Source organism: Jeotgalibacillus sp. JSM ZJ347 (assembly GCF_044383825.1).
GTDB lineage: Bacteria > Bacillota > Bacilli > Bacillales > Jeotgalibacillaceae > Jeotgalibacillus.
Genome location: NZ_JBISEN010000013.1, coordinates 1 through 1,461 on the forward strand (window position 1 = coordinate 1; position 1,461 = coordinate 1,461).

Consider the following 1,461-nt stretch of genomic DNA (forward strand, 5'->3'; position numbering starts at 1 on the left):
ATGGGGGGACGCAGGAGGATAGGAGAGCACGCCGTTGGTTGCGCGTGTTTAAGCAGTTAGGCAGGAAATGAGGCAAATCCCGTTTCCGCGTAAGCTGAGCTGTGATGACGAGGGAAATTAGTACCGAAGTCTTTGATTCCACACTGCCAAGAAAAGCCTCTAGCGAGATGCAAGGTGCCCGTACCGCAAACCGACACAGGTAGGCGAGGAGAGAATCCTAAGGTGAGCGAGTGAACTCTCGTTAAGGAACTCGGCAAAATGACCCCGTAACTTCGGGAGAAGGGGTGCTCTATTAGGGTGCAAGCCCGAGAGAGCCGCAGTGAATAGGCCCAGGCGACTGTTTAGCAAAAACACAGGTCTCTGCGAAACCGTAAGGTGAAGTATAGGGGCTGACACCTGCCCGGTGCTGGAAGGTTAAGAGGAGTGCTTAGCGCAAGCGAAGGTGCGAATTGAAGCCCCAGTAAACGGCGGCCGTAACTATAACGGTCCTAAGGTAGCGAAATTCCTTGTCGGGTAAGTTCCGACCCGCACGAAAGGTGCAACGATCTGGGCACTGTCTCAACGAGAGACTCGGTGAAATTATAGTACCTGTGAAGATGCAGGTTACCCGCGACAGGACGGAAAGACCCCGTGGAGCTTTACTGCAGCCTGATATTGAATTTTGGCACAGCTTGTACAGGATAGGTAGGAGCCTTAGAAACCGGAGCGCCAGCTTCGGTGGAGGCATTGGTGGGATACTACCCCCGCTGTGTTGAACTTCTAACCCGCACCCCTGATCGGGGTGGGAGACAGTGTCAGGCAGGCAGTTTGACTGGGGCGGTCGCCTCCTAAAGAGTAACGGAGGCGCCCAAAGGTTCCCTCAGAATGGTTGGAAATCATTCGAAGAGTGTAAAGGCATAAGGGAGCTTGACTGCGAGACCTACAAGTCGAGCAGGGTCGAAAGACGGGCTTAGTGATCCGGTGGTTCCGCATGGAAGGGCCATCGCTCAACGGATAAAAGCTACCCCGGGGATAACAGGCTTATCTCCCCCAAGAGTCCACATCGACGGGGAGGTTTGGCACCTCGATGTCGGCTCATCGCATCCTGGGGCTGTAGTCGGTCCCAAGGGTTGGGCTGTTCGCCCATTAAAGCGGTACGCGAGCTGGGTTCAGAACGTCGTGAGACAGTTCGGTCCCTATCCGTCGTGGGCGCAGGAAATTTGAGAGGAGCTGTCCTTAGTACGAGAGGACCGGGATGGACGCACCGCTGGTGTACCAGTTGTCATGCCAATGGCATCGCTGGGTAGCTATGTGCGGACGGGATAAGTGCTGAAAGCATCTAAGCATGAAGCCCCCCTCAAGATGAGATTTCCCACACGCAAGTGGTAAGATCCCTGAAAGATGATCAGGTAGATAGGTTCGAGGTGGAAGCATGGTGACATGTGCAGCTGACGAATACTAATCGATCGAGGACTTAACCAA

General features: G+C 54.3%; 1 rRNA gene. It reads left to right on the top strand.

The window, feature by feature from the left end:
• Positions 1–1,461: ribosomal RNA gene (locus ACH6CZ_RS16225) — 23S ribosomal RNA — on the top strand; the annotation flags it as partial.